Consider the following 3023-nt stretch of genomic DNA (forward strand, 5'->3'; position numbering starts at 1 on the left):
CCGCCAGCTTTTCCTCCGCCAGCCGCATCAGGTTCTCGTGCAGGGCACGCTCACCATCGAGCGCCCAGCCGAATTCCGCGACGCCCTCCGGGCTCATGCCGGCCCACCAGTCCAGACCCTCGGCCCCGAAGGGAGCGGAGCCGCTCTGGCACTCGGCCGCCGTGATCCGGTCACCGAGCCGGGCCGCCACCGCCAGCGCGTGCGGTCCCCCGCCGCAGAAGCCGGACACCGCGAACCGATCCAGGCCCAGCGCATCGGCGATGGCGGCCACGTCCTGGGCACAGTCGACCACCCGCCGGCCGGGCTGGCGGTGCGAGGCGCCGTAACCCGGCCGGTCGTAGGTCACCAGCCGCAGCCCCGCGCGTTGGATCGCTTCCTCGTCCCGGGGGCGGACCAACCGGGAACCCGGAATGCCGTGCAGGAAGAAGACGGGAGAGCCGTCCGGATCGCCCCACTGCGCCGCCCCGAGCGTGCGTCCGTCGGGTGCCGAGACCTCTGTCAACCGCTGCGTCATGCGGAGGATTCTGCCTGACCGTCCGGACCCGGCCCAGCTGCTGCAGGGCGTCGGCCGGGACGCTGCCGAGCGCGCCGCCGCGCTCGTACCGAGGCGCCGAAAGCGGCAGCAGCAGGCGCGTGTGACCAATCGGTGACCAGCGAGGCACCAGAAACGACTCAGGACCTCCGCGCGAACGCTGAAGGCCCCGGAATCCCTGCTCCCCCGACTGGACTCGAACCAGTAACCCTTCGATTAACAGTCGAATGCTCTGCCAATTGAGCTACGGGGGACCGTACGTGCCATCCGGCCGACTGGCAGCGGAACTGGCAGGCGAACAGGCAGCGGCTAGAAGAATAACCCATCCGCACCCCGGCCTCGCCTCACCCCCCGGCCGTGTGGACACTGGAAGGAGGACATCGGCGAAAGGCGGACGAGAGATGAAGTTCCTACTCGGCATCGCGGTCGGCTACGTGCTCGGCGCCCGCGCCGGACGCGAGCGGTACGAGGACATCGTCGCGCTGGCCCGCCGGGTCGCCGGCAGCCAGACCGTCCAGTCCACCGCCGGGGTGCTGCAGGCGCAGGCCGCCGGCGCGGCCGAACGGGCCAAGAACCGGCTCGGCGGCCGGATGCTGACCGGCCAGCGCACCGGCACCAGCGTCAACGGCCACCGGTACTGATCGAAGCCGGGAGCCGGCCGGTCAGATCTCGGCGATGATCTGAGCCCGCCGCCCGGCGTACTCCTCTGCCGTGATGAGCCCGCGGTCGCGCAGGTCATCCAGCTCGGCCAGCCTGCTGGTGGCCGACGGCCGGGCCGGGGCCTGGCCGCGGGATGTCGGCGAAACCGTCGCCTGTGTCACCCATGCGGCTAGTGTGCCCGAACCGCCCGGAAAGCGACCGGGAATTCAGCTGAGAAACGGCTGCTCGGACGCCGACCTGGTGAGCCGGTCCAGGTAGTCCAGCAGCGCCGCCCGGGCCGCTTCCGAGTCCGGCGTGCCGGTGTCCAACCGGGCGGTCCAGATCAGGCCGTCCGTGCCGGCCCGGCGCCGGGCCACGATCCGGGCGGTACCACCGGGTACCCGGACCTGCTCCCAGCGCGCGATGCTCGCCTCGACCCGGGTTCGAACCACTGCCGGCAGGTTGCGCGGCTCGGCCAGCCGCAGCGTCCGGGCCGGGCGGTCGGTCACCACTCCCCCGGCGTCAAGCTCGCCCTCGATCACCTGCAGGCCCTCCTCGCCCCAGGTGGCCTTGACCACCTGGTCCCAGCCGATCCGCCGCCAGCCGGCCGGCGCGGCGCCGTCGGCGACCGGCCCCTCGGCAACCGGCAGCCACAGCCCGAACTGGGTGGCCGCCACCGCGGCCGGTCCGTCCTCGGCTACCGCCAGCACCCGCTCGTCCGGCGCCAGCAGGGCACGCAACCCGGCGGGCAGGCGCACCCGGCGGCCGAAGAGAGCCATCAGGCCTCGCCGCCGATCGCCTTGACCCGCAACGCCCGCCGGCGCTGCTCCAGCTGCATGAGCTGGCCGAACAGCCGGCCCTGCTCCTCGGCGTCGCTGACCGCGTCCAGCCGCTGCACCCGCGACTTCAGCTGCGCCACCTCGCGGCCGACCACCTGCTCGGCCAGGTTCATCACCATCGCCTCGGCATAGCGGGACTGGGTGTCGGTGCCCGAGCGCAGCGGCTCGACGGCCAGCGCGTTGACCGCGGCACGGGCCTCGGACTCCGGCGGCAGGTGCTCGGCGACCCGCTCGACCCAGGCCGGTCCGGTCCGGCCGGCCGCGGCCCCGCCGGCAGCGGCGATGGCCGACTGCAACTGCTGGTACACCGCGGTCAGGAACGCCTGCGGGCCCAGCTGGTCGAACTGCTCGGCCACCACCTCGGGCAGCTGCAGGGCCGCCTTGATCACCTCCCGCTCGGCCTGGCCGACCTTCGGTGGCACGCCGGGCACCAGCGGCTGGGCCGGTGCGGACGGGGCCGCCCGGTGCTGGCCGTCGGCCGCCCGGGCCATCCCCCGCACCCGGCTGAGGATCTCGTCCGGGTTGGCGACGCCGCTCAGCCTGGCCAGCTCGCGGGCGTACTCGAAACGGTGCGACGGGTCCTTGATCTGGGCCACCAGCGGCACGGTCAGGTTCAGCGCCGCCACCCGGCCCTCCACGGTGTCGACGTCGAAGCGCTTGATGATGGTGCCGAGCATGAAGCGCAGCATCGGCACGTTGGACTCGATCAGCGCGCGCACCGCCTGGTCGCCGCCGGCCTGCCGCAGGTCGCACGGGTCCTTGCCGCTCGGGTCGATCGCCACGAACGTCTGGGCCAGGAACTTCTGCTCGTCCTTGAAGGCCCGCTCGGCCGCCTTCATGCCGGCCGCGTCCCCGTCGAAGGTGAAGATCACCTTGGTGGTGGCCTGCGCCTCCTCGGCGCTGTTGGTCGACCACAGCCGCCGGATCACGTTGACGTGCTCGCCGCCGAAGGCGGTGCCGCAGGTGGCCACCGCGGTCGTCACCCCGGCCAGGTGGCAGGCCATCACGTCGGT

The 3023-nt window shown here is 73.0% G+C and carries 5 protein-coding genes and 1 tRNA gene; 1 reads left to right on the forward strand and 5 read right to left on the reverse strand.

All coding sequences use genetic code 11. The features are described from left to right. Positions 1-514: alpha/beta fold hydrolase (locus VLJ82_RS12675; RefSeq protein ID WP_408663720.1), on the reverse strand; the 514-nt coding region annotated here is incomplete at its 3' end. 199 nt (positions 515-713) lie between these two features. Then, positions 714-786, reverse strand: a tRNA-Asn gene (locus VLJ82_RS12680). 147 nt (positions 787-933) lie between these two features. Here VLJ82_RS12680 and VLJ82_RS12685 point away from each other — a divergent pair. Then, positions 934-1173 (forward strand): hypothetical protein, encoded by a 240-nt coding sequence (locus VLJ82_RS12685; protein ID WP_408663721.1) that lies wholly within the window; start codon positions 934-936, stop codon positions 1171-1173. 21 nt (positions 1174-1194) lie between these two features. Here the strand turns inward: VLJ82_RS12685 and VLJ82_RS12690 are convergent, their stop codons facing one another. The 3 genes from VLJ82_RS12690 to VLJ82_RS12700 form a co-directional block, all read right to left on the reverse strand. Continuing rightward, positions 1195-1353 carry an SHOCT domain-containing protein gene (locus tag VLJ82_RS12690; protein ID WP_408663722.1) on the reverse strand — a complete coding sequence of 53 codons (159 nt, stop codon included), beginning with the start codon at positions 1351-1353 and terminating at the stop codon, positions 1195-1197. A 45-nt stretch (positions 1354-1398) separates the two neighbouring features. Further along, positions 1399-1950, reverse strand: a complete 552-nt coding sequence (locus VLJ82_RS12695) for a hypothetical protein (RefSeq protein WP_408663723.1) — start codon at positions 1948-1950, stop codon at positions 1399-1401. Then, a partial coding sequence (locus tag VLJ82_RS12700; RefSeq protein ID WP_408663724.1) for a toprim domain-containing protein occupies positions 1950-3023 on the reverse strand: 1074 nt, incomplete at its 5' end. The genes VLJ82_RS12695 and VLJ82_RS12700, both read right to left, overlap by 1 nt.

It is taken from the genome of Jatrophihabitans sp. (assembly GCF_035474675.1).
Classification (GTDB): domain Bacteria; phylum Actinomycetota; class Actinomycetes; order Mycobacteriales; family Jatrophihabitantaceae; genus Jatrophihabitans_A.

Coding starts and splice junctions, on each gene's coding strand:
- VLJ82_RS12685 (WP_408663721.1), top strand. CDS start 934: ATGAAGTTCCTACTCGGCATCGCGGTCGGCTACGTGCTCGGCGCCCGC.
- VLJ82_RS12695 (WP_408663723.1), bottom strand. CDS start 1,950: ATGGCTCTCTTCGGCCGCCGGGTGCGCCTGCCCGCCGGGTTGCGTGCC.